The 23,008-nt window shown below is 43.5% G+C and carries 28 protein-coding genes; all 28 read right to left on the bottom strand.

Annotated features, from left to right (window positions below):
* Positions 1-251: flagellar biosynthesis protein FliQ (gene fliQ, locus F8N00_RS05680; RefSeq protein ID WP_421017907.1), on the bottom strand; the 251-nt coding region annotated here is incomplete at its 3' end.
* A gap of 12 nt (positions 252-263) precedes the next feature.
* Positions 264-932, bottom strand: coding sequence for a flagellar type III secretion system pore protein FliP (gene fliP, locus F8N00_RS05675; RefSeq protein ID WP_023468706.1), 669 nt, complete (start codon positions 930-932; stop codon positions 264-266).
* Positions 929-1,420, bottom strand: coding sequence for a flagellar biosynthetic protein FliO (locus F8N00_RS05670; RefSeq protein WP_023468707.1), 492 nt, complete (start codon positions 1,418-1,420; stop codon positions 929-931). Before F8N00_RS05670 ends, fliP begins: the two co-directional genes overlap by 4 nt.
* Positions 1,417-1,782 (bottom strand): response regulator, encoded by a 366-nt coding sequence (locus F8N00_RS05665; protein ID WP_023468708.1) that lies wholly within the window; start codon positions 1,780-1,782, stop codon positions 1,417-1,419. Before F8N00_RS05665 ends, F8N00_RS05670 begins: the two co-directional genes overlap by 4 nt.
* Positions 1,783-1,796: 14 nt before the next feature.
* Positions 1,797-2,927, bottom strand: coding sequence for a flagellar motor switch phosphatase FliY (fliY, locus tag F8N00_RS05660; protein WP_421017906.1), 1,131 nt, complete (start codon positions 2,925-2,927; stop codon positions 1,797-1,799).
* Between the two features lies 1 nt (position 2,928).
* The gene (gene fliM, locus F8N00_RS05655; protein WP_023468710.1) at positions 2,929-3,912 is read right to left on the bottom strand and encodes a flagellar motor switch protein FliM; all 984 of its coding nucleotides are present in this window, start codon (positions 3,910-3,912) and stop codon (positions 2,929-2,931) included.
* Positions 3,913-3,921: 9 nt separating this feature from the next.
* Positions 3,922-4,374, bottom strand: coding sequence for a flagellar basal body-associated FliL family protein (locus tag F8N00_RS05650; RefSeq protein WP_023468711.1), 453 nt, complete (start codon positions 4,372-4,374; stop codon positions 3,922-3,924).
* Entirely contained in the window at positions 4,346-4,585 is a 240-nt protein-coding gene (locus tag F8N00_RS05645; RefSeq protein ID WP_023468712.1) for a flagellar FlbD family protein, read from the bottom strand. Before F8N00_RS05645 ends, F8N00_RS05650 begins: the two co-directional genes overlap by 29 nt.
* Positions 4,582-5,451, bottom strand: a complete 870-nt coding sequence (flgG, locus tag F8N00_RS05640) for a flagellar basal body rod protein FlgG (RefSeq protein WP_214746306.1) — start codon at positions 5,449-5,451, stop codon at positions 4,582-4,584. The genes F8N00_RS05645 and flgG overlap by 4 nt, the downstream gene beginning before the upstream one ends.
* Positions 5,451-5,906 (bottom strand): flagellar hook assembly protein FlgD, encoded by a 456-nt coding sequence (gene flgD, locus F8N00_RS05635; RefSeq protein WP_421017905.1) that lies wholly within the window; start codon positions 5,904-5,906, stop codon positions 5,451-5,453. The genes flgG and flgD overlap by 1 nt, the downstream gene beginning before the upstream one ends.
* Positions 5,890-7,026, bottom strand: a complete 1,137-nt coding sequence (locus tag F8N00_RS05630) for a flagellar hook-length control protein FliK (protein WP_421017904.1) — start codon at positions 7,024-7,026, stop codon at positions 5,890-5,892. Before F8N00_RS05630 ends, flgD begins: the two co-directional genes overlap by 17 nt.
* A 10-nt stretch (positions 7,027-7,036) precedes the next feature.
* Positions 7,037-7,588, bottom strand: a complete 552-nt coding sequence (locus tag F8N00_RS05625) for a MotE family protein (RefSeq protein WP_174316420.1) — start codon at positions 7,586-7,588, stop codon at positions 7,037-7,039.
* Positions 7,585-8,019: a flagellar export protein FliJ gene (locus F8N00_RS05620; RefSeq protein WP_023468717.1), complete on the bottom strand. Its 435-nt coding sequence runs from the start codon at positions 8,017-8,019 to the stop codon at positions 7,585-7,587. Before F8N00_RS05620 ends, F8N00_RS05625 begins: the two co-directional genes overlap by 4 nt.
* Before the next feature lie 11 nt (positions 8,020-8,030).
* Positions 8,031-9,344 (bottom strand): flagellar protein export ATPase FliI, encoded by a 1,314-nt coding sequence (gene fliI / locus F8N00_RS05615; protein ID WP_035396772.1) that lies wholly within the window; start codon positions 9,342-9,344, stop codon positions 8,031-8,033.
* Positions 9,337-10,062 carry a FliH/SctL family protein gene (locus tag F8N00_RS05610; RefSeq protein WP_421017903.1) on the bottom strand — a complete coding sequence of 242 codons (726 nt, stop codon included), beginning with the start codon at positions 10,060-10,062 and terminating at the stop codon, positions 9,337-9,339. Before F8N00_RS05610 ends, fliI begins: the two co-directional genes overlap by 8 nt.
* A complete protein-coding gene (fliG, locus tag F8N00_RS05605; protein WP_023468720.1) occupies positions 10,055-11,062 on the bottom strand; it encodes a flagellar motor switch protein FliG in 1,008 nt (335 codons plus the stop codon). The genes F8N00_RS05610 and fliG overlap by 8 nt, the downstream gene beginning before the upstream one ends.
* 4 nt (positions 11,063-11,066) lie before the next feature.
* Positions 11,067-12,638 carry a flagellar basal-body MS-ring/collar protein FliF gene (fliF, locus tag F8N00_RS05600; protein WP_023468721.1) on the bottom strand — a complete coding sequence of 524 codons (1,572 nt, stop codon included), beginning with the start codon at positions 12,636-12,638 and terminating at the stop codon, positions 11,067-11,069.
* Between the two features lie 28 nt (positions 12,639-12,666).
* Positions 12,667-12,954: a flagellar hook-basal body complex protein FliE gene (gene fliE / locus F8N00_RS05595; RefSeq protein ID WP_035396905.1), complete on the bottom strand. Its 288-nt coding sequence runs from the start codon at positions 12,952-12,954 to the stop codon at positions 12,667-12,669.
* 23 nt (positions 12,955-12,977) lie between these two features.
* Complete coding sequence (gene flgC, locus F8N00_RS05590; RefSeq protein ID WP_421017902.1) at positions 12,978-13,376, bottom strand: flagellar basal body rod protein FlgC; 399 nt, start codon at positions 13,374-13,376, stop codon at positions 12,978-12,980.
* A 2-nt stretch (positions 13,377-13,378) separates the two neighbouring features.
* A complete protein-coding gene (flgB, locus tag F8N00_RS05585) occupies positions 13,379-13,741 on the bottom strand; it encodes a flagellar basal body rod protein FlgB (RefSeq protein ID WP_023468724.1) in 363 nt (120 codons plus the stop codon).
* 604 nt (positions 13,742-14,345) lie between these two features.
* Positions 14,346-15,125 carry a GTP-sensing pleiotropic transcriptional regulator CodY gene (codY, locus tag F8N00_RS05580; RefSeq protein WP_023468725.1) on the bottom strand — a complete coding sequence of 260 codons (780 nt, stop codon included), beginning with the start codon at positions 15,123-15,125 and terminating at the stop codon, positions 14,346-14,348.
* Positions 15,126-15,141: 16 nt separating this feature from the next.
* A complete protein-coding gene (hslU, locus tag F8N00_RS05575; RefSeq protein ID WP_023468726.1) occupies positions 15,142-16,515 on the bottom strand; it encodes an ATP-dependent protease ATPase subunit HslU in 1,374 nt (457 codons plus the stop codon).
* Complete coding sequence (gene hslV, locus F8N00_RS05570) at positions 16,508-17,059, bottom strand: ATP-dependent protease subunit HslV (protein WP_023468727.1); 552 nt, start codon at positions 17,057-17,059, stop codon at positions 16,508-16,510. Before hslV ends, hslU begins: the two co-directional genes overlap by 8 nt.
* A gap of 14 nt (positions 17,060-17,073) precedes the next feature.
* Positions 17,074-17,979, bottom strand: coding sequence for a tyrosine recombinase XerC (locus tag F8N00_RS05565; RefSeq protein WP_231496840.1), 906 nt, complete (start codon positions 17,977-17,979; stop codon positions 17,074-17,076).
* Positions 17,980-18,124: 145 nt separating this feature from the next.
* Positions 18,125-19,429 carry an FADH(2)-oxidizing methylenetetrahydrofolate--tRNA-(uracil(54)-C(5))-methyltransferase TrmFO gene (gene trmFO, locus F8N00_RS05560; RefSeq protein ID WP_023468729.1) on the bottom strand — a complete coding sequence of 435 codons (1,305 nt, stop codon included), beginning with the start codon at positions 19,427-19,429 and terminating at the stop codon, positions 18,125-18,127.
* A 3-nt stretch (positions 19,430-19,432) separates the two neighbouring features.
* The gene (gene topA / locus F8N00_RS05555; RefSeq protein WP_029342082.1) at positions 19,433-21,529 is read right to left on the bottom strand and encodes a type I DNA topoisomerase; all 2,097 of its coding nucleotides are present in this window, start codon (positions 21,527-21,529) and stop codon (positions 19,433-19,435) included.
* A gap of 47 nt (positions 21,530-21,576) precedes the next feature.
* The gene (dprA, locus tag F8N00_RS05550) at positions 21,577-22,404 is read right to left on the bottom strand and encodes a DNA-processing protein DprA (protein WP_421017901.1); all 828 of its coding nucleotides are present in this window, start codon (positions 22,402-22,404) and stop codon (positions 21,577-21,579) included.
* 83 nt (positions 22,405-22,487) lie between these two features.
* Positions 22,488-23,008: succinate--CoA ligase subunit alpha (locus tag F8N00_RS05545; RefSeq protein ID WP_421017900.1), on the bottom strand; the 521-nt coding region annotated here is incomplete at its 5' end.

Genomic DNA, 23,008 nt, shown 5'->3' with positions numbered 1-23,008 from the left:
AGATGTGTATAAGAGACAGTCGTAAAGGTCTGTAGCTCCTGCATGATCCAAGGACCAAAAAAGACGAGTGCTAAAAATACGGCAACGATCTTTGGAACGAACGATAACGTCTGTTCCTGAATTTGCGTCGTCGCCTGCAAAATACTAACGAGCAGACCTACGACGAGCGAGACGAGTAGCAAGGGAGCCGATACCTTGAGTAATGTCCAGACGGCAGAACTTGCAAGCTGTATGATCATTTCTTGAGTCATTCGGATCCCTCCCTAACGCATACTGACGAGCAACGATTCAACGATCAGGTGCCAGCCGTCAACTAAAATAAATAACAATAATTTAAACGGTAACGCAATCATGACCGGCGGCAACATCATCATTCCCATCGACATCAGGACACTTGAGACGACCATATCGATGACAAGAAAAGGTATGAAGATCATGAACCCGATTTGAAAGGCCGTTTTTAATTCACTGATCGCATAAGCTGGAACAAGTGCGACAAGTGGAATATCTTCAATTTTTTCTGGTTTTTCATAATTACCGTACTTTAAAAACAACTCTAAATCGTTTGTTCGCGTGTGTTTCGACATGAACCGTTTCATCGTATCTCCCGCTTTATCAAACGCTTCATCTTGACTGATTTTATCTGCCATATATGGTTTTAAGGCCGTCGTGTTTAATTCAGATAAGACAGGCGACATAACGAATAATGTAATGAACAAAGCGAGTCCAACGAGGAGCTGGTTTGGTGGCGTCTGTTGTGTTCCAAGAGCAGAACGGACAAAAGACAACACAACGACAACACGCGTAAAGCAGGTCATCAAAATGAGCAGTGACGGCGCAAGTGATAACAACGTCAGTAACACAAGTAGCTTAATCGATGTCGCTGTTCCTGACGGAGTATCAAGTGATATCAGATTCTCAATCGTATTCATGAGCGACCTCGATTCTTTTGCAGTTGTTCGAGTTGTTGTTTAAACGTCTCAAGAAACGGCGAAGGTGAGGATTTCGGGGAAGACTCTTCAAAATCCGTTGGTTCATATCCTTCCAGATCATCCAATGTATCTAATAATTGTACGTTTTCACCGACACCGACGACGTAAATCTTATCTTGTATCTTGACTAACTGAACCGATCGATCTTTCCCGAGTGGTACTCCACCTAAATGGGTCAATCGTCCGGAATGTCTGACACCTCGCGTTCGTTCGTGAATGAATCGTGTCACAAGGATGAATCCGCCGATCAAGACGATAAGAACGACGACTCCTTTAAAAATAGTCAACGCCATGGAAGGACTCTCATCGACTTGCTGAGTCGCCGGTGCATCGTTCTGAGTTGGATTTAATTTTTCTTCGACTGTTTCTGCACTTACGGGAACCGAAAGCAAAAACAGCAGACAAATCAGCAAAGTCACTTTTTTCATGACGAGACAGTTTTCGAAACCGCTTCTAGTACACGATCTGCTTGGAACGGTTTAACGATGAAATCTTTAGCACCTGCTTGAATGGCATCGATAACCATTGACTGTTGTCCCATTGCTGAACACATGATGACTTTGGCAGCCGGATTAATTGCTTTAATTTCCTTTAAAGCAGAGATTCCGTCCATTTCTGGCATCGTGATATCGAGTGTGACGAGATCTGGTGTTAATTCCTTATACTTTGAAACAGCCTCTAATCCATTCTCCGCTTCGCCAACGACATCGTAGCCATTCTTCGATAAAATTTCCTTGATCATCATTCGCATGAAAGCAGCGTCATCTACGATTAATACTTTTGCACTCATTTTATAGTTCCTCCTTAGAACATCCGAAGACGTTCTTTTGTATTTACGATTTCTGTAATGCGTACTCCGAAGTTTTCTTCAATGACTACAACTTCTCCGGTTGCAATCAACGTGTTGTTTACAAATACATCTACTGGTTCACCTGCTAATTTATCAAGTTCAATGATGGAACCTTGCGTCAGTTCTAGGATATCTCTAACCGATCGTCGTGTACGTCCTAGTTCAACCGTGACGTTCAACGGTACGTCATACAACATCCCAATATTAGCCGGCGTACCGTCTACTTGTGCATCACTTAATTGACCGAATTGGACAGGACTGACAGCAACACTTTCTTTCACTACTTGTTCCTGAACTGGAGCAGTTTTTGCTGGCGGTGGAGAAGCTTCAACGGCTGGTGACGGTTTAGGTTGAGTTTGTGCTGCAGGTTGAGCCGGTGAAGGCTCATTTGATACTTCAGTACTCGCTAAGAACAACTTTTGAATGAGTTGTTTAGAAAACTCGAGCGGTGCCAACTGTACGATTTTCGAATCAATCAATGTCCCGATTTTCAAATCGAACTCAATGATGACCATACTGTCCCAAAGAGAGAAACTATCTACGATACTTTTCTCTTGCGAAAAATCAAAAATTTCAACAGCTGGAGGTGAGATATCAATTCTCATGGAGAATACCGTGGACATCGATGTAGCGGCAGCTCCCATCATTTGGTTCATTGCTTCTTGTACAGCTGAAAGCGCAATCGGCTCCATCTCAGCAGTTTCATCAATGACACCATCTCCGCCCATCATTAAGTTCGCAATAATGGAGGCATCCCGTTGTGTTAAGATGAGGACATTTTCACCTTTAAAACCTTCTGTATATCCAACGCGTAAGGCAACATGCGGAATGGGATAACGACTTCTTAATTCATCCATCGTAATCATTCGAACATGTGGCGTCGTAATTTCTACTTTTTGATTCAACAATGCGGATAAAGCGGTAGCTGAATTTCCTAATGAAATATTCCCTACTTCTCCAAGCGCATCGATTTCCATCTCATCTAAAACTTCTTCATCCGATTGGGTATCGCTTGCATCATCAGAATCAGATGGTGTTCCTCTTAATAAAGCATCGATCTCATCTTGCGAAAGCATATCGCTCATGTTATTCCTCCTCAATTCGTTGTATGACTTGTAAAGCGAGATGCTTCCCATTTAGACCTGGTCGCGCCTTGAACATTTTACGATCATCGACGAACAGTTCAACCGGATCAGATGTACGTGTCTTCAGGGATAGACAGTCGCCAACTTCGAGGTGTAACAACTCACCAAACGACAGATCCGTCTGGCCAAGCACTGCTTTCAAATCGACGACAGAACTCATTAATTGAGTCTGCATATGTTCAGACGCTTGATCATTGATTGACTTACGCTTATCTTGTTGCATCCAAAAATGACTGGATAGTTTAGGTAAAATCGGTTCTAATGTGACGAAAGGTAAACATACATTTAATGTGCCACTCACTTCACCGACCGTTACATAAATGGACACAAGAATAACCGTTTCGTTTGGAGAGACGAGCTGGAGAAATTGTGGATTGATCTCAAGATCATCGTATTCAGCTTCTAATTCTGTAATCGATTCCCAAGCCGCTCCATATTGCACAAATGCTCGTTTAAACAGCTGCGTCAAAATACGTGTTTCAATTTCGGTTAAGTTCTCAATTTTGTTCATTCCTTCGCCCGGTCCACCAAGCAGACGATCTAACATTGCATACGCAATATTTGGATTCACTTCGAAAATGACTTTCCCGTCCAATGGTTGAAGGTTGACCAAATTGATTAATGTCATATTTGGAATAGAATGAATGAATTCGTCATAAGGCAATTGTTCCACTGTATTCACTGTAAACTGGACATATGTTCTTAACTGAGCTGAAAAATGAGTCGTTAGCACTCGAGCAAATTGCTCATGAATGCGCGTTAAGTTTCGTAATTGGTCTTTAGAGAAACGAAGGGCACGTTTGAAATCATATACTTTAACGCGCCGCTCTTCTTCTTGACTCCTGATTTCCTCAACTTCCATATCTCCACTTGAAATAGCTGATAGCAAGGCGTCAATTTCATGTTGTGATAATACTTCGCTCATGCTGCCACCTCACTGGATGATTTTTTTCGTAGTGTAGACACGTTGGACATCACCCTCTTGGATGAGTTTTTTGAACTGGACACGTAATTTTTCTTCCAGTTTCTCCATGTCGGCTTTCGAATCCAAATCCGATTTTTTCATGGTAGATAAATCCCCAAGAATGATGTTGTTAATTTGGAATTTACGTAATTCTAAATCATCCCGTGTTTTTTGGTCATCGGTTACGATTGTAAATTGTACATTCAAGAAACGTTCGTCTGAGATGTTCGTCGTCAAATCATCAGTCTGAAGACTACGTGCATCAAGCTCTTCTCCAGTCGGCTGTTCTACTTTTGCTTTCGTTTCATCTGGAGCAATCAAATATTTCATTACCATGTACCCAGCTCCAACCATCATGAGAGCAACGATGACCATGATCAATGGTAATTTAAGCTTACTTTTCTTTTTCTCTTCTTCCGCCATCATCGATCCTCCTTACACTCGTCAAACCGGTCAATCCGATTTGACGATAAAATTGAATTGCTGCCTCCGTCACTTCCTCCATCGATTCTTGTACGACATACGTTTGTCCACCAATGAGGTGAATCGTCGTATCAGGAGTCGAACGAATGGATTCAATCAAGCTGGCATTAATGACTAATGGTGTTTTCCGTAACGTCGTTAACTGAATCATCGTTTCAGATTGACGAGTTCTTCTAACACTTGGTCACTCGTTGTAATGATTCGTGTGTTTGCCTGGAAACCGCGCTGTGCAATGATCATTTCCGTAAATTCTTCTGACAAATCGACGTTTGACATCTCGAGTGTTCCAGATGTCAATTGACCGAGACCGTTTGTACTAGGGGTTCCGGTTGCTGCTGCACCAGAGTTTTGAGAAGAAGCAAATAAATTTACACCAGACTTTTCAAGACCACCTGGGTTAGGGAAGTTTGCTAATGTAATATACCCTACCGTAGTTAGCGCACCCGTATTATTTACATAAGTGACTAATCCATCTTTCCCAATCGATAAGTTTCGTGCATCAGTAGGGATTTTTAATTTTTGATAACCTGGAGTCGGCGCTGCAGGTGGAACAGAACCATTCGGTAAGTTATTAGGAACAGGACCTGTTGGAACAGCAGCTGTTCCAGTACCAACAACGTAGTTTCCATCACCAGTAACGATGTTACCGTCTAAATCCGTATAAAAGTTTCCTGAACGAGAATAGCGAACACCTTCCGCTGTCATGACTTGATAGAATCCTTCACCAGAAATACCAACGTCAAGCGTCCGACCGGTATTTTGAAGTGCTCCTTGGTTGTAGACGTTATCGACTGTTGACATCGATGCCCCAAGACCGACTTGTTTCGGGTTTGTTCCCCCGACTCCGCCACCCGCACCAGAAGCAGATCCGACAGATTGGTTAACTAAATCCTTGAACGTAACACGCCCTTTTTTGTAACCGAATGTATTGACGTTTGCAATGTTGTTACCGACGACATCCAATTTCGTTTGGAAGTTTTTCAACCCACTGATTCCTGAATACATTGAACGTAACATTATTTTTCCTCCTTAGATTTGATTTGCGTCAGGTCATACACACTGACCCGTTTACCGTTCGATAATTCAGCGATGACATCCACACCATCTCGTTTGACACTTAGTACAGTTGCTGTCTCTTCCGTTGAAGACGTTTCACCCTCAGCGTTAGCAGACGGTGTATAACTGACATCTTTCCCAATCAGGTTACTGTACGTCATCAACGCAGCCGCATGCTGATTTAGGATCATCGTTTCCATTCCTTTTCCAATCGATTGCATCTGTTCTAACGAAGAAAACTGAGCCATTTGGGCAATGAACTCTTTATCTTCCATCGGAGCTGTTGGATCTTGGTTCGATAACTGGGCGATTAAAATCTTCATGAACATATCTTTATCCATCGAATTGTTGGATACGGTTTGCTTTTTTTCAGGTAACTGAAACGAAGAACCGTCATTTTTAATCCCTTCCGTCATCTTCTTCCTCCTCTCGCTCTTCTTCTTGCTGATGTGAAGAAGATTCCTGTTTTTCCTGTTCACGTCGTTCTGAAGAGAATCCTTGTTCAAATTCTCTTGCAGCAGTCGCAATGATACCTGTTTCGATTTTCACAACCGGACTCTGTTGATGTAGTGTCGTATGTAGTTTTCCGAGTTGTTGTTCGATCAATTGCTTCGTTTGCTCATTCGCCATGAAAAGCTTAATCGTAAGTTCATTTCCTTTTCGATCTACTTGAACGACTAGTTCACCTAACTGTTCAGGATATAAACGAATAGAGATTTTTGAAGAACCATCTTTACCGTTTATAAAAGGTGCTTGCTTTAACGCCACTTCGATTCGATTCATAATTTGCTCATCGACCGGTAAAAATGGAACTGTGCGATTCACGCTATTGAAAAGGAGCGCATGATTCATTCGATTTACACTTACTGCCGGTGCTGCTGTATTCGCTTTAATATCTTGTTCCAGTGCTGAGGAGGGCTCTTGACTTTGTTTCTGAATAACATTCACTATTTTATTCTGACCCGTTTCCATGAACTTTTCTTTTGACGGCGCCAGTTCATTTTTGACGGGTAAAATCAACTTCTCCATGTTTTCTTCTACTGGAGCCGTTCCAATACTTTGCACGGAATTTACTTCTGGCTTCAATTGCTGATTCTGTTTCTGTAATACATTTCCGATCAACGTATTAATTTGAGCGGGAGTGATAGATGATTGATCGAGTAGCTGAACAGCAGATTCGATATTTCCTTCTTGAATCGCCTTTAAAATCTGAACAATCTCTCGATGCTTCACCGAATGAATTGGAAGGCTACTGACCTCAGGTTGCTCCAGCACTTCTAAAATCATTTCTGGATGATCCATAAGCGACTGGATATTTTGAAGAAATACAGCCTTTTCAGATTTTCCATCTACATCTACACGTTCCGAATCTTTTAGTGATACATCCGGTATTCCTTGATTTACAGTCAACTCATTGTTCGTTAGAAATTGTAAAAGTGTCGCAAACTTACCTGTTGCATCTGTTGCGTTCCCCATCTCATCGGTACCTATCGCTGTTCCTTGTACCGGATTCATTTGAAGATCTGAAATATTCATGATCTCACCTCTATTCCGAAGCTAATAATTGAGTTAATGCTGCTGCTTTTTTGGCATCCATTTTGGCAATGATTGCAGCTTGCTGTTCTGCATCGATGTTTTCAATGATCGAAACCACTTCAGTTGGGCTGAGCTCATTAAAGATTAATGCTGCTTCTTTAGGTGACATTTCTGCATATACATCAGATACTGGTGTTTTCTTAGTTTTCTTCTCACTCGAAGAAGTAGTTGAAGCAGCAGGAGCTGATGCTTTTTTTAACTGATCCCGTTCTGAGATTAGTTTCGTGATTTCTTGTTCTTTCACTTGCAACGTTTGCTTTTGTTCTTCTTTTTCATTGCGTAATTTCTTAATTTCGTTGTTTGCTACTTTTAAACGTTTGACCAACTCTTGGTCATTAGAGGTAGCAGTAGATTTTGCTGTTTTTTCTGTATCGAACGGTAAAGATAATAATGGTCTTCCGTTCGCATAATTCAACACGAAGTATGCTGTCAGCAAGATGATGATAAACGGGATGATCACTAATGGTAATATCCACTGCTTTGACGTCTTTTGTTCACTCATATCGTTTGACCTCTTTTAAAATGTAGAAGAGATAGCTCATCTAGTTGATTTTGTTCTACTATTGCAAGTTCTCGCCGCACTTCAATAAAATGATTTTCTTGTAGTTTGGTGAATTTTTTCTCTTCGATCATGGCTTCTTTTAATGCCAATTGCGCTTTTTCATAAACGTTCTTAGCTTGCGTGACGAACAACTGTTGTCTCTCGATTTGTTGCTTCACTACATCCCTGGCTCTTTCACGATATTGTGAATCAACCAACTCAATCCGTCCGATTTGATCCTGTTCTTTCAAAAACGTTTCGTACCGGACCAACAGTTGATACAGCTTCTGCATTTCCTCTTCATAACGCATCTTTTTTTCAGCTGTTTCTTTTGAGACTCGATCCTTTTCCGCTTCAGCGAGCGGAATGATTCGTTCATATATCGTTCGCATGTCCGCTCCCCTTATGGAATAATCTGAAATAGTCTTTCAATTGCGGCATCTAAGTCACTCACTTCATGGACAGACTGTTTTAGAAATTCGATGAGTTGTGGATAGATTTGAATGGCCCGATCGATTTCTGGATTTGTTCCGCTTTTATACGCTCCAATGTTAATCAAATCTTCCGCATCTAAATAAGTAGAGAGAAGCTGACGAAAAACGATGGCCTTTTGTTTATGCTCTTCTGAAGTGATTTGATTCATGACACGACTGATGGAGCGTAATACATGAATCGCAGGATATTGTCCTTTGTTCGCCAAATTCCGATCCAGTACAAAGTGACCATCCAAAATTCCGCGTACAGCATCTGCAATCGGTTCATTCATATCATCCCCATCAACCAAGACGGTATAGAATGCTGTGATCGAGCCTTTTTCAGTCTTACCGCTTCGCTCCAAAAGTTGTGGGAGTAGCGCAAAGACACTTGGTGTATATCCTTTTGAAGCGGGAGGTTCACCTGTCGCTAGTCCGATTTCACGTTGTGCCATTGCAAATCGTGTAACGGAGTCCATCATCAGGACGACATTTTTCCCTTGATCCCGAAAGTACTCAGCAATCGCTGTTGCAGTGTAAGCACCTTTAAGTCGTACAAGGGGCGATTGATCACTCGTTGCTACAACGATGATCGACCGACTCATTCCTTCCTCACCTAACTCCGCTTCGATAAACTCTTTGACTTCACGTCCACGCTCTCCAATTAAAGCAATCACGTTGATATCCGCTGTTGACCGTTTCGCAATCATTCCTAAAAGTGTGGACTTTCCGACGCCTGATCCTGCAAATAACCCAACACGCTGTCCTTCACCTACTGTTAATAACGTATCAATTGCTCGTATCCCAGTTGAGAGTACTTCGCTAATACGTGGGCGACTAAGCGGACTTGGTGGCTTTCTAACAATGGATGTTGTTTTTAAATGCTCTAGGTTTTCACCGTCTAATGGTCTGCCTAGTCCATCTAACACTTGACCTATCAACTCTTCGCCTACAGGAACGTGTAACGGTTTACCTGAAGCAACAACGATGGACCCTGGAGCGATTGCTGTCGTTTCACCATAAGGCATAAGTAGAACATGCCCCTCTTTAAAGCCAACGACCTCTGCTTCAATTTCGTGGTGTGCGTTCAATTGAATAAAACAGCGCTCTCCAATTGATACAGCAGTGGGTCCTCTCGATTCGATCATCAAACCAATAACTTGGACCACTTTACCTGAATGTCGAAGCAGATCATCAAATTTAATGTCTTGAATCGCTTCTTGCAAATGTTGAACTTTATACATCCGTCAACACCTCAAAAATCTTTTTCTCAAGATGTTTAAAACTGGAGTGTAACCCACCCGTAATCGCTCCATTTTCAGAATCGATTCTAAAATCACGTGGTGACAATTCTGGATCTAACCGGAGTTGGACACTGACTGTCGCTCCGAGAATAGATTGGATCTTATCTTCCATCATGACTAAGCGTTCAAAATCTTGAGGCGATGCATAGACAAATAATTTCTCGCGATCTCTAAACTGGATCAATAGTTTATGAATCATCTTATATAATGTCTCTTCATCGGAATCTAATAGATTTTCTAGAAATAAATGCGTCGTTTGAAGAGCAACTACACATAGATCATGTTCCATCATCATAAGTTTCTCTTGAAAACGTTGCTCTAATTTCTCACTTAACGCATTTAAGTCAGACATTGCCTTATCATATGTTGCGAAGCCGCTTGATTGTCCTTCAACAAACCCTGCTTCATACCCTTGCAGCGTTGCCGCCTCGAGCGTTCTTAACTTTTCTTCTTCCAATTGCGCTAGTCTTGATTCGTGTTCTTCCATCAAACGCTTTTCTAAAAGTGTCAATTGATTCTGACGTTCTAACCATTCTTCTTCATAGGAAACCGTAACGAGATTACTGTCATGATCAACGTTTTCAGACGATGCTACTGGCTGATGAATCAAACGCTGCGATTTAGACAAGACACTCTGCCGTTTAATGACGTTAGACAACGATATCATCTCCTCCACCGCGTGCGACGACGATCTCACCCATATCTTCTAAACGACGAATGATACCGACAATTCGACTTTGTGCTTCTTCGACATCGCGTAATCGAACAGGACCCATGAACTCCATATCTTCTTTGAACGACTCGACCATCCGCTGAGACATATTTCGATACACCATGTCTTTGACGTCATCAGATGATACTTTCAATGCTAAAAGAAGATCCTCATTTGAAACTTCACGAATGATACGTTGAATTGCACGTGCATCCAATGTGACAATATCCTCAAATACGAACATCCGCTTTTTAATTTCCTCAGCGAGTTCAGGATCTTGAATTTCAAGCGTATCCAAAATTGTTCGTTCTGTCGTTCGGTCAACACCATTCAACACTTGAACAACTGCTTCAATCCCGCCTGACTGAGCATAGTCTTGCATTCCTGCTTGAGACAGATTACGTTCTAAAATCAACTCAACTTCACTAATGATTTCTGGATTCATTCGATCCATCGTAGCAATTCGTCTCGCTACATCCGACTGCGCCTCTGCCGGAAGCTCAGAAAGGATTTGTCCTGACTTCGCTGGATCCAAATGAGCAAGTACTAGAGCAATCGTTTGCGGATGTTCATTTTGAATAAAATTCAATAATTGTTTTGAATCTGCTTTTCGCGCAAACTCGAAAGGACGTACTTGAAGTGTTGATGTGAGGCGATGAATCAATTCCATCGCCTTTTCTTCACCAACAGCTTTTTCTAATACGGATTTCGCAAAACCGATACCACCTTGCGTGATATAGTTCTGTGCCATTGCTAAATCATGAAATTCATCCAAAACACCTGCTTTATCTTCAGGGTCAATTCGTTTCATGCTTGAGATTTGTAACGTCAACCATTCCATCTCTTCTTCACTTAGATGCTTATATACGTTCGCCGCGACTTCTGGACCTAATGAAATCATTAGGACGGCAGCCTTTTCACGACTATTCATCTCTAATTTCTTCATAGGATCAATCCTCCGCTAACCAAGTTCTAAGCAGTTTTGCAAATTCGTCTGGATTTGACGCTGCTAATTTTTCTAGTTGTTTTCGTTTTTGTGCTTCATTGCTATTATCTTCAGTCGATAACTCAGGAATTTCTGTTTCAATCGGTGTCCATTCCTCTAAGCTTTCCTCTTCTTCTTTTTTACGTTTACGAACCATGAAGAAAATCATGCCTATGATGACTAAAGCTGCTGCACCTAATGCAAACCAAACCCACATCGGAATTGTTTCTGAAGTAGCGGTCTGTTTAGTTGTCGTGTTAGCAAATGGTCGAGACATGACAACTACTTTATTTGTCAGTTCCGCATCTGTTAACGTCGTTTTAGCATCTTGTTTTGTAATGGACGTACGAATGATAGAATACATCATCGTCTGTAAGTCCGTTTGTAACTGCGGATCAATTTGTGTCTGACCCTTTGGTGGTTCTACAATGATTTGAATACCTAAGTCACGAATTTCATATGGTGCCCCAGAAATCTGTTTCGTGATTCGATTTACTTCATAGTTAATAATATCGTGTGTTTTTTCACTCGTATCTCCAGCTTCACCATTTCCTGTCGGGAAATTGATTGTTTCATTTTCGCCAGTCCCAGCAGTTCCTTGATTCGCTGCACCAGTGTATGCTTCAGCTACTTTTTCAGCAGATGTGACGATTCCTTCGATTTTATCTGGATCTACTGGCTCTACTAATTTTTGTTCTTCCTGACGTTTCGTAACATCTACGTCCGCTGTGACCGATACGAGTGCTTTTTGCGGTCCAAGAACAACAGAAAGCATTTGTTGGATCTGTTTCCGTAAATCGTTCTCTGTTGCTTTTTTAAGTGCCATCGGATCTGTTCCACCTGCTGTTTGCGTCGCATTGCCCGGTTCATAGTACGTGAAGTACTGATCCATGATCGTAATGTTTTCTTCTTTAAGATTTGGAATACTTTTAGCGATCAAATGATACAGACCTTGAACCGTTTGATTATTCAAGTTACTACCTGCGCTAGAAGTCAATACGACCGATACTGTTGAAGATTCTTTCTCATCCGATAAAAAGACACTCTTTTCTGGGAGCGTAATCATGACTTTAGCTGACTCGATTCCATTGACTTGTGTAATCAAGTTTTCGAGTTCCGTCTGCATCGTGTCGCGTTCCAAGATGTTCATTTCTTTATCCGTCGTTCCGAAACCCGCGTTTTCACTAAAGAAGGAATAATCAATTTGACCAGACTTTGGAATACCAGCTGTTGCTAATTCGACTTTCAAATTCTCAACATTCGCCTCTGGAACAAGAATGGTCACGCCATTAGCTTCACTAACAACTTCAGACTGAATACCGTCCTCGTTTAGTTTTTCCGTCACTTGTCCGGCTTCTTGTGGTGATAATTTTGAATAAAGGGGTGTCATCGTTGGTTTAGATAACCAGAGAATAGCGACGATCAACGCTGCTAAAACGACGATAATACTTCCAAGAATCATCGCCTTTTTAGCGAGTGACCATGATTTCCACGTTGTATTAATGGTGTTCCATCTTGCTTTTAATCCTTCGTTCATTCAACATCTCCCACGCTTTCCTTAACATTCACAGTTGCATACGCATCATTTCTTGGTATGCTTCGATGCCCTTATTACGGACCTCAATGGCGAGTTGCATAGAGAGAGATGCTTCTTCTGTTTTAATCATAATATTATGTAGATCTGTTGACTTTCCCGTCGCCAAATCTACTCGTGCTTGAGATGAAGCGCTTTGTGTCGCATTTAATCCATTCATTGCTTGACTTAACACTTCGCTAAAGTCACTTGGTGTTGTTTTAGGAGTCATTTGATTTTGAAGAATGGGTTGTAATCCCTGAATTGCTTGAATTGCCATGGTCATTCATCATCCCTTCATTCTTACTTACCGATCTCCATCGCTTTAACAAGCATTGCTTTCGTCGCGTTAAGAGCTGTCACGTTTGCTTCATAAGATCGTGTTGCGCCCATCATATCGACCATTTCTTTTAAAATGTCGACATTCGGCATTTTGACGTATCCAAGCTCGTCTGCATCCGGATGATTTGGGTTGTATTCTAATTTAAAAGGCTCTTCATCTTTTCGAAGTTCGCTAACCGTTACACCGTTAGCCGTTTCCTTAAGCACTGCTAATTTACGAGCGTAGGGTTGCCATTGACCATCTACAAGTTCTCCCCGTGTCGTTTGAGCATTTGCAATATTTGCTGAAACCGTATCAAGCCGGAGACGTTGTGCAGTTAACCCTGATGCAGAAGTATGAAATCCACCGAACATACTCACTTTTATCTGCCTCCTCTAATTACTGATTGGATTCCTGAAAATTTCCGATTCAGCTGTTCTACTAATGCCTCATACTCGATTTGATTGCGTGATAATTCAGACATCTCAAAATCAATATCGACACCATTTCCATCGTTACGCATAGAAGTCGATTGCTCAACGATCGAACCTTGCGCATCAATTTGAGCATGACGCTTTAGACTCATTTTCATTTGAGAGTCTAGTACATCCGAAAACACTAAACGTTGTGCTTTGTATCCAGGTGTATCAACATTCGCGATATTTTTAGATATTACTTTTTGAGAATCTACAGTACGATTGACTGCTTTAGTGAGTAAAGAATAATCGGAGCCTAACCAATCCATTTATCCGCCCTCCATGTATGAATAGTTTGGAATTGAAGAATATTAAAACTAGTAAGTCATTAGTAACATATCTGAAATAATTGAAACAAATAGGTCAATGTTTGAAAAGGATAAATTTTAAAAAAAGGGTAATGAGATGTTCATTTTTCACCTTTAATTACCATTTTGTTCAAAAATGATAAATATTACCTATGCATCTACGAATAGAAAAAAGTTTAATTAATAAAAATGGACTAATTTATGATTTACAGAAAATGTCTAAACTAAGATTTAAAATATTTCATTCATGAGCAACAGAATTGATTATACATCTAATACAGAATGAAAAAAACACCAAATTGTAATTTCTTTGAATAAATATAAAAATAGTTCCTTCTCTTTTAACTTTTTTATCCACCCCTTTTCTTGGTATTTTTCATTGATGTTCTACGATAACCATTTAAAGAATAGTGGATCTGCATTGCTTCTTGTGTGATCTGATGGATGTTTGTAAGAAATCGTCTTTAACAAAAAAAGCGATTCTTCTCACATTGAAGAAGAATCGCTTATCTAATACAGACGTTAAAAACGATTAACGAAAAATACGCTGTATCTCATTATTTTTTTAGTTCGATTTAATACGCTCTAACTCATAAAGGAAATTATCGTTCAAAATTTTAATGTAAGTTCCTTTCATTCCAAGTGAACGCGACTCGATGACGCCTGCACTTTCGAGTTTACGCAGTGCGTTGACAATGACGGAACGCGTGATACCAACGCGATCGGCAATCTTTGAAGCGACGAGTAGTCCTTCATTTCCTTCCAGCTCTTCGAAGATATGCTCAATCGCTTCAAGTTCTGAATAAGACAACGAATTGATCGCCATCTGAACGACCGCTTTCTTGCGTGCTTTATCTTCCGCCTCATGTGCCTTCTCACGAAGGATTTCCATCCCGACGACTGTCGCACCATACTCCGCAAGCACTAGGTCTTCTTCGTTGAAGTCTTCCACCATACGACCGAGGACCAGCGTACCAAGGCGTTCGCCACCACCGATGATCGGTACGATCGTCGTTTTCGACGTTTCGAACGTATCACGGTTGTCGACTGGGAATGCCGTATGTTCACTATCGATGGCAATGTTTGCTGTCGTTTCCGTGACGTTAAATAATTTTTTCGTGTAATCTTCCGGGAATTGACGTTCTTCTAAGAAACCACGGACCCGGTCATTTTCGATTTGTTGCTTGATTGCGATACCTAGTAACTTACCGCGCCGACTTACGATGAATGTGTTCGATTCCATGACTTCGCTGAGTCGATCAGCCATGACCTTGAAATCAACATGCGTGCTCGCTTCTTGTTGTAACATCGTATTCAGCTTCCGCGTTTTCGCCAATAAATTCATTTTTTCTTCCTCCACTTTATAAGATGAACTGACTTAAGTCTCGATCATCTGCTACTTTTCCAACTCGTTCCGTCACGTATTGTGGCGTGATCGTCACATCCGTCTCCGGCATGTCTGCTGCTTCGAAGGATAATTCTTCAAGGACGCGCTCCATGATCGTATACAAGCGTCGTGCTCCAATATTATCCGTCTCATCGTTTACCTGTGCAGCAATCCGCGCGATTTCACGAATGGCTTCTTCTGTAAAGGTGACATGAACGTGCTCTGCCCCTAATAATGCTTTATATTGTTTGAGTAATGCTTGATTCGGTTCAGTTAAAATCTTAACAAAGTCATCTTCTGTCAAACTATCGAGTTCGACACGAATTGGGAAACGACCTTGGAGTTCAGGAATCAGATCAGATGGTTTCGCCATATGGAATGCACCCGCAGCGATGAACAAGATGTGATCCGTCTTGACTGGACCATATTTCGTAACGATCGTCGATCCTTCAACGATCGGTAAGATGTCTCGTTGAACACCCTCTCGTGAAACACCAGCTGAATCATGTCCTTTTGTCGCGATCTTATCGATCTCATCGACGAAGATGATCCCCATCTGTTCTGCGCGACGAACCGCTTCGTCATGGACTTCGTTCAAGTCGAGCAACCGCTCCGCTTCTTCCGCCGTCAGGATTGGTCGTGCTTCCTTGACTGTGAGCTGACGCTTCTTCGTTTTCTTCGGCATGACTTGTCCGAGCATATCCTGAAGATTCGCGAGTCCCTCCATGCCTTGTTGCCCAGAGAATAAATCCACTTGGCGTTCTTCAACATCGACCTCAATCATGCGATCCTCAAGTTGCCCTGTCAGTAATTGCTGACGAAGTAACGAACGGTCGGCTGTCGCTTCCGATGTATCCGGCTCTTGTTGCTTCTGGTTCCCTCCAAACAACATCTCAAACGGATTCGTTCCACCACCGAGACCAGATGACGCTTTTTTACCAGATAACGCATCGACGATTCGTTCGTTCGCCACTGCTTCCGCTCGATCTTTGAGCGCTTCTTTTTTCTCATCTTTGACAAGACGTAGAGACGCTTCCACGAGATCCCGCACCATTGACTCCACATCACGACCGACGTACCCTACTTCCGTGAACTTCGTCGCTTCAATCTTGACGAACGGCGCACGGACGAGTTTCGCGAGGCGTCGCGCAATTTCAGTCTTTCCGACTCCGGTCGGTCCGATCATCAGGATATTCTTCGGTGTGACTTCATCCCGCATCGATGCATCGAGTAATTGTCGACGGTACCGATTACGTAAAGCAATCGCCACCGCACGTTTAGCATCCGCTTGTCCGATGACATGTTCATTTAACTTCTCGACGATTTGTCTTGGCGTCAATTCATGCATGGTCATTGCCTCCGATCGTTTCTAGGATGATTTGATCGTTCGTAAAGACACAGAGTTCACCAGCCGTCTCAAGCGCTGCGCGGGCGATCTCCTCTGCTGTGAGATGACTTGCATGTCGAGCTAACGCGCGACCTGCTGCAAGCGCATAATTACCACCTGAACCGATTGCGAGAATGCCGTCATCCGGTTCGATGACTTCCCCGTTTCCGGATACAAGTAAGAGATGTGTTCCATCCATGACAAGTAAGAGTGCTTCAAGTTGACGCAACATCTTATCGCCTCGCCATTCCTTCGCCAGCTCAACTGCTGCCCGTTGTAAGTTCCCGTTATACATTTCAAGCTTCGCTTCGAATTTTTCAAAGAGTGTGAACGCGTCCGCGACACTTCCAGCAAATCCGGCAATGACTTTGCCACCATAGAGGCGCCGTACTTTTTTCGCACTTTTCTTCATGATGACTTGGTTTCCGAAAGTCACCTGTCCGTCTCCGCTCATCGCGGATTGTCCGTTATGTTGAATCGCAAAAATCGTCGTTGCATGAAACATCAATGTTTCCTCCCTTAGGCACGAGGATGTGCTTGTTGATAAACATGTCGTAATCGTTCCGTCGTTACGTGTGTATACTGACCGGTCGTCGACAGCGATGCGTGTCCAAGTAACTCCTGGACCGCTCGCAAATCGGCGCCTCTTTCCAGTAAATCTGTCGCGAAACTATGACGAAGCGCATGTGGTGTCACATGTTTCCCAACGAGTTGTTCCCCTTTTTTCATGATTTTCCGAATCGCATCCGTCGTCAATCGACGCCCTGAATGAGACAAGAACAACGCTTGCTCATGACCTGCGACTGGATCTCGTGATGGTAAGTACAGTTCTAATGCATCTTTAGCAAAGGTTCCGATTGGTGCGATGCGTTCCTTCCCACCTTTTCCATACACATGGACGTAGGAGTGATCAGTCGCGAGATCACGAAGATCCAGTTGAACGACCTCGCTGACCCGCATACCCGTCGCATATAAAAGTTCTACTAACGCCACATTCCGGTTGCCAAGCGTATCACTCGATCGAAAGGCATCGAGGAAACGTTCATATTCCGTTGGGACGAGGAATGTCGGAAGTCCTTGTTGTCGTTTTGGTGCTTTTAATCCATCGAAGGGATTAGGCTCATCGGTGTCACGTGTCAAAAAACGACCAAATTGTTTGAGGCAGGAAACTTTTTGTGCAATCGTCGCCCGCGCCAGCTCCTGATCGTAAAGAGCATACAAATAACGCCGTGCACTTGCCAATTCAATCGATCGTAACTGATGATCGCGGCAAAAAGCGGCGTATTGTCGAAGTGTTTGATCATAAGAGCGACCTGTATTCGGAGATAATTGACGTTCAATATGAACATACCGCATGAAATCTTCTAGCAGTCGCTCAAAAGCAGTGTCTATCCCCATGAATGCGCCCCCTTCTGACCATTTCATTCTCGAATCGCCCTTAGCATAGCACAGACCAAGTAGTCTGACAATAGACCAAAAACCGAAAAATTAACGAAATTATCACGCTTTTATGACAAATTAAGAAATGGGGAGAAAGAGCGCTAAATCACGCCTTTCTCCCCATCAAAAATCACATATCCGTGAAATCTTTGATTGCTTCAAGTGCTCGCTCTGCGTAGAGCGCATACTTCTCAGGTTTTTTCATCCGAACCGGATGACCGACGAGTGCTGGTACCAATCCGAAGTTGGCATTCATTGGCTGGAAGTTCTTCCCTTCCGTCGTCGTGATATAGTGCGACATCGCACCCATCATCGTTTCCTGCGGGAACGTAACCGGTTCCGCCTCATTGACGAGACGTGCCGCATTGATTCCTGCCGTCAAACCGGACGCTGCTGACTCGACGTACCCTTCGACACCTGTCATTTGACCAGCAAAGAACAAGTCGTCACGTGTACGTGTCTGATACGTTGGTTTTAATAAATTCGGTGAGTTGACGAACGTGTTACGGTGCATGACACCATAACGGACGATTTCTGCATTCTCAAGACCAGGAATCAAGCGAATGATCCGCTTTTGTTCGCCCCATTTCAAATGTGTCTGGAAGCCGACAAGGTTGAACAATGTTCCAGCTGAGTTATCCTGACGCAATTGAACGACAGCATATGGTCGTTTGCCTGTCTTCGGATCTTCAAGTCCAACTGGCTTCATCGGTCCAAACAAGAGTGTTTTCGGTCCGCGTGAAGCGAGAACTTCAAATGGCATACAGCCCTCGAAGTAAATCTCTTTTTCAAATTCCTTCAATGGAACGACTTCCGCATTGATCAGCTCATCATAGAAGAGCTGGAATTCTTCTTCCGTCATTGGACAATTCAAGTAGGCAGCTTCGCCTTTATCATATCGTGATTTCAGGTAAACCTTCTCACGATCGATCGTGTCTCCATCGAGAATCGGTGCCGCTGCATCGAAGAAGTATAGGTAATCTTCACCTGTGAATTGTTTAAGTGATTCCGATAATGCCGCACTCGTCAACGGACCCGTCGCGACGATCGTCGGACCATCTGGAATCGCTTCGATTTCTTCATGATGGACGGTAACGTTCGGGTGGTTTTTCAACGTTTCCGTCACATATCCTGCGAAGTCGTGCCGATCGACAGCAAGTGCTCCACCTGCTGGAACGCTCGCTAAGTCTGCTGCTTTCATGATCAAGGAATCGAGCTGACGCATCTCTTCCTTTAAGACACCAACTGCGTTCGTTAACTGGTTCGCTCGAAGTGAGTTCGAACAGACGAGTTCAGCGAATTGGTCTGTATGGTGCGCGGGTGTCTGTTTGACAGGCCGCATTTCATATAAATCTACTTGTACGCCGCGTTTTGCAAGTTGCCATGCTGCTTCAGAACCTGCAAGTCCCGCGCCGATTACCGTTACACGTTTCAACGGTCATTCCTCCTCTTGCTCCTGATCGATGCGTGTTTCATGATGTCCACAAGATGTACATTCTACTTTCACACCGTTCTTGATTTTCTTTTGTACCATCATACTACTACATACCGGACATGGTTCTTCGACCGGTTTATCCCATGAGACGAACTCACACTCCGGATAGTTCGAACAACCGTAGAACAAACGTCCTTTTTTACTACGACGTTCGACGATGTCGCCCGTTCCACATGTCGGACACTTCACACCGATCTCGACTTGGATCGGTTTCGTATTACGACACTCTGGGAAGTTCGAGCACGCCATGAACTTGCCATAACGTCCCATCTTGATGACCATCGGGTGACCACAGACTTCACAATCTTCTCCAGCCGGTTCATCTTTGATTTCAATCTTCTCGATTTCTGCTTCTGCTCGTGTCAGACGCTTTGCAAAGGACTTATAGATTGGATCGACGACTTCCGTCCACTGCATGTCACCTTTTTCGATCGCATCGAGTAAAGCTTCCATGTCTGCCGTGAACTGGACAGTGATGAACTCTTGGAAATAGTCGCTGATCATATCGATGACGAGTTCACCGAGTTCCGTTGGTAAGAATTTCTTCTCTTCAAGCGTCACGTAACCCCGTTTTTGAATCGTATCGAGCGTCGGCGCATACGTCGACGGACGACCGATACCGAGCTCTTCCATCGCCCGGACAAGACGTGCTTCCGTATAACGTGGTGGTGGTTGTGTGAAGTGTTGTTTCGGTTCGATTGCTGATTGTTTCAACTCTTCCCCTTCATCGAGTGGAGGAAGTAGTCCTTCCTTGACGTCTGAAACCGCCTCATCGTCCGTATCTTCGATGTAGACCTTCATAAAGCCCGGGAATTTAACGGTCGACCCGTTCGCACGGAACGTGACGTCGTTCGAGACGAGATCGATTTTGACAGTATCGAGAATCGCTGGCGCCATCTGGCTTGCGACGAACCGTTCCCAAATTAGTTTATATAAGCGGAACTGATCACGCGATAAATACGATTTGACGAGTTGTGGCTCGCGCATCGTCGAAGTCGGACGAACCGCTTCGTGTGCATCTTGTGAGTTCGCTGATTTCTTTTCTTTACGTTTCTCGCTTGCGATGTATTCTTTTCCGTACGCCTGCTCAATGAACCCGTGTGCTTCGAGGTTCGCCGAATCTGACGTCCGTGTCGAATCGGTACGCATATACGTAATCAAACCGACTGTACCTTCTTTTCCAATTTCGATTCCTTCGTATAGCTGTTGTGCAATCATCATCGTCTTCTTCGCTCGGAAGTTCAGCTTACGTGCTGCTTCCTGTTGCAAAGAACTCGTCGTAAACGGTAACGCCGGATTCCGTTTCCGCTCTTTTTTCGTGACGGAATCAACTGTAAAGTCTTCTGAGAGTTGATTCAAGATTTGATCGACTTCTTCTTGCGAATGAAGTTCACGCTTCTTGCCATCGACTCCGTAGAAGTTCGCTTCGAGCTTTTCACCGTTTGCATCGAGTTCGAGTTTGATCGTCCAGTATTCTTCAGGCATGAACGCATTGATTTCTTGTTCACGATCGATGATCATCTTGACGGCAACGGATTGAACGCGTCCCGCAGATAACCCTTTTTTAATCTTCTTCCATAATAACGGACTCATGCTGTAACCAACAAGGCGGTCCAAGATACGACGGGCTTGCTGCGCATCGACAAGATCATAGTTGAGCTTGCGTGGTCGCTTGAACGAATCCTTGATGGCATCTTTCGTGATTTCATTGAAGACGACTCGGCACTCCGTTGATTCATCAACGCCTAATGCTTTAGCTAAATGCCATGCGATCGCTTCCCCTTCACGGTCGGGGTCGGCTGCGAGATAGATTTTTTGTGCTTTTTTCGCAGCTGTCTTGAGTTCTTTTAAGACCGGACCTTTACCACGGATCGTGATATATTTCGGTTCATAGTCATGTTCGACGTCGACTCCCATTTGGCTTTTCGGCAAGTCAATGACGTGCCCCATCGACGCTTTCACGGTATAGTTGGATCCGAGATAACGTTTAATGGTTTTTGCCTTAGCGGGTGACTCGACGATTACTAGATATTTTGCCATTGCAATCGCTCCCTATTAGAGGCGTACTCGTATTTTAATCTCACTTATCATAGTAGTCTCGATTCCCATTTGTCAACGTTCAGCCGAATACTTTTTGAAACTTCTTCCGGATCAAGGAGTGGAATCGCTCCTTCTGCGATCAATTGATTCGTTCCGGTAAAGAACGATTCCGTGGGACAACCCGGCAAACAATAGACATCTTTTCCTTGGTCAAGCGCATGATTGGCAGTATTCATCGTACCGCTTCGTTTCGCCGCTTCGACGATGATCAATGATGAAGATAATCCAGCAATGATCCGATTCCGTTCTAGAAATTGAAATTTTTGAATAGGAGTTCCGGGTGGATATTCAGAGAGAAGAAGACCGTTCGAGAGGATGCGTTCAAAAAGAGAAGCATGGGAAGTAGGATATAGACGATCAAGTCCTCCTGCGAGAACCGCAATCGTTGTCTGCTGATGTTTTAAGGATAGACGATGGACGAGGGCATCGATACCATAGGCACCTCCGGAAACGGTGGCGAGATCTGGATGAAAGAAGGGTTGCAAGAAACGCATACGGGAATGATGGTGCGGTGAGGGGGTTCGACTACCGATGATACTGACGCGTGGAAGTGTTAAGCGGGACGGATCACCGCGGTAAAAGAGGGCATAGACCGGTTGAGGGATCGTCAGTAACACAGTCGGAAACAGTGGATCTCCTTTGACTAGAATCGACTCTTCGATCCAATCAAGCTGTAATGCTTGTTCATATCGTTTTCGAAGACGCGTCGAAACGGGTAATTCATGACTGGGAACGATTCCGAATTGCTCAATCAATCGGACGATCGTGTACGGTACCTGACACATGGCGAAGCGGACATACAGTTCACGTTTCATGAGATCAGCGCTCCTTATTTAAGCTTCTTATTTATATAGAAGAAAGCCGTCCTGATTTGATCAGGACAGCTTCTTTTTTTGATTTATTTGACTGTGCTGTTCGTCACGCACTCGTCATAGATCCCTGCTTCTTTGATGACACGGATTAACGTCTCACCAATGACAGCTGGTGTTTCTGCCACTTCGATTCCGTTTGCACGGAGTGTCTTGATTTTTTCAGAAGCTGTTCCTTTACCACCAGAGATGATCGCACCTGCGTGACCCATCCGTTTGCCGGCAGGAGCTGTTTGACCACCGATGAAACCAATGACTGGTTTCGTCATGTTCGCTTTGACCCACTCAGCCGCTTCTTCTTCAGCTGTTCCACCGATTTCCCCTAACATGATGACGGCTTTTGTTTCTGGATCTTCATTGAACGCTTTGAGCGTATCGATGAAGTCCGTTCCATTGACCGGGTCGCCCCCGATACCAACAGCTGTCGATTGACCGATGCCAGCCGTCGTTAATTGATGGACAGCTTCATACGTCAAAGTCCCAGAACGTGAGACGATACCGACATGACCTGGTGTATGGATATATCCTGGCATGATACCAAGTTTCGCGA

Source organism: Exiguobacterium sp. A1_3_1, assembly GCF_048985645.1.
In the GTDB taxonomy this organism is placed as follows: domain Bacteria; phylum Bacillota; class Bacilli; order Exiguobacteriales; family Exiguobacteriaceae; genus Exiguobacterium_A; species Exiguobacterium_A indicum.
This window is presented reverse-complemented; position numbering and strand designations above follow the sequence as displayed.

Bases quoted from the DNA above. Each gene is read 5' to 3' on its own strand.
- fliP (WP_023468706.1), bottom strand. From the start codon at position 932: ATGAATACGATTGAGAATCTGATATCACTTGATACTCCGTCAGGAACA.
- F8N00_RS05670 (WP_023468707.1), bottom strand. From the start codon at position 1,420: ATGAAAAAAGTGACTTTGCTGATTTGTCTGCTGTTTTTGCTTTCGGTT.
- F8N00_RS05665 (WP_023468708.1), bottom strand. From the start codon at position 1,782: ATGAGTGCAAAAGTATTAATCGTAGATGACGCTGCTTTCATGCGAATG.
- fliY (WP_421017906.1), bottom strand. From the start codon at position 2,927: ATGAGCGATATGCTTTCGCAAGATGAGATCGATGCTTTATTAAGAGGA.
- fliM (WP_023468710.1), bottom strand. From the start codon at position 3,912: ATGAGCGAAGTATTATCACAACATGAAATTGACGCCTTGCTATCAGCT.
- F8N00_RS05650 (WP_023468711.1), bottom strand. From the start codon at position 4,374: ATGGCGGAAGAAGAGAAAAAGAAAAGTAAGCTTAAATTACCATTGATC.
- F8N00_RS05645 (WP_023468712.1), bottom strand. From the start codon at position 4,585: ATGATTCAGTTAACGACGTTACGGAAAACACCATTAGTCATTAATGCC.
- flgG (WP_214746306.1), bottom strand. From the start codon at position 5,451: ATGTTACGTTCAATGTATTCAGGAATCAGTGGGTTGAAAAACTTCCAA.
- flgD (WP_421017905.1), bottom strand. From the start codon at position 5,906: ATGACGGAAGGGATTAAAAATGACGGTTCTTCGTTTCAGTTACCTGAA.
- F8N00_RS05630 (WP_421017904.1), bottom strand. From the start codon at position 7,026: ATGAATATTTCAGATCTTCAAATGAATCCGGTACAAGGAACAGCGATA.
- F8N00_RS05625 (WP_174316420.1), bottom strand. From the start codon at position 7,588: ATGAGTGAACAAAAGACGTCAAAGCAGTGGATATTACCATTAGTGATC.
- F8N00_RS05620 (WP_023468717.1), bottom strand. From the start codon at position 8,019: ATGCGAACGATATATGAACGAATCATTCCGCTCGCTGAAGCGGAAAAG.
- fliI (WP_035396772.1), bottom strand. From the start codon at position 9,344: ATGTATAAAGTTCAACATTTGCAAGAAGCGATTCAAGACATTAAATTT.
- fliG (WP_023468720.1), bottom strand. From the start codon at position 11,062: ATGAAGAAATTAGAGATGAATAGTCGTGAAAAGGCTGCCGTCCTAATG.
- fliF (WP_023468721.1), bottom strand. From the start codon at position 12,638: ATGAACGAAGGATTAAAAGCAAGATGGAACACCATTAATACAACGTGG.
- fliE (WP_035396905.1), bottom strand. From the start codon at position 12,954: ATGGCAATTCAAGCAATTCAGGGATTACAACCCATTCTTCAAAATCAA.
- flgB (WP_023468724.1), bottom strand. From the start codon at position 13,741: ATGGATTGGTTAGGCTCCGATTATTCTTTACTCACTAAAGCAGTCAAT.
- codY (WP_023468725.1), bottom strand. From the start codon at position 15,125: ATGAATTTATTGGCGAAAACGCGGAAGCTGAATACGATGTTACAACAA.
- hslU (WP_023468726.1), bottom strand. From the start codon at position 16,515: ATGCATGAATTGACGCCAAGACAAATCGTCGAGAAGTTAAATGAACAT.
- hslV (WP_023468727.1), bottom strand. From the start codon at position 17,059: ATGTTTCATGCAACGACGATTTTTGCGATTCAACATAACGGACAATCC.
- F8N00_RS05565 (WP_231496840.1), bottom strand. From the start codon at position 17,979: ATGAAATGGTCAGAAGGGGGCGCATTCATGGGGATAGACACTGCTTTT.
- topA (WP_029342082.1), bottom strand. From the start codon at position 21,529: ATGGCAAAATATCTAGTAATCGTCGAGTCACCCGCTAAGGCAAAAACC.
- dprA (WP_421017901.1), bottom strand. From the start codon at position 22,404: ATGAAACGTGAACTGTATGTCCGCTTCGCCATGTGTCAGGTACCGTAC.